General features: G+C 42.2%; 1 protein-coding gene. It reads left to right on the forward strand.

The window, feature by feature from the left end; genetic code table 11:
* A partial coding sequence (locus DXA54_RS28705; RefSeq protein ID WP_305764558.1) for a group II intron reverse transcriptase/maturase occupies positions 1–509 on the forward strand: 509 nt, incomplete at both ends.

A 509-nucleotide genomic window follows, 5' to 3' on the forward strand; every position in this document is an offset into this window, starting at 1 on the left:
AAACCGAAATGTAAATCGGGACTGATATTCAATGACGACCTTGAAATCCTTGATAGTTATAATCGGGAAATCGTGGGGTTCTATAATTACTACTCCATAGCCAACAACTGCGCCCATGCCTTGAATAATTTCAAGTACATCATGGAATACAGCATGTACAAAACGTTTGCAGGCAAATATAAGTGCCGAACACGTAAGGTAAACAAGAAATATCGTAAGAACGGTAGGTTTATCGTAACGCACATGACTAAAACTGGTGTAAAGGAAAGATACTTTTACGACGGTGGCTTCAAACGAAAGAAGCCCACCTATAAATCGGAATGTGACATTATGCCACGAACAATTTATACTGCGGGGCGGACAAGCCTTGTTGAAAGGCTGAAAGCCCGTGAGTGTGAATTATGTGGAGCGACAGACGACCTTGTTATGCACCATGTAAGGAAACTAAAGAACTTGCAGGGAAAGGAAAGCTGGGAACGACACATGATTGCCCGTAAACGCAAGACGAT

Source organism: Bacteroides sp. OF03-11BH, assembly GCF_003604005.1.
GTDB classification, from domain to species: domain Bacteria; phylum Bacteroidota; class Bacteroidia; order Bacteroidales; family Bacteroidaceae; genus Bacteroides; species Bacteroides ovatus.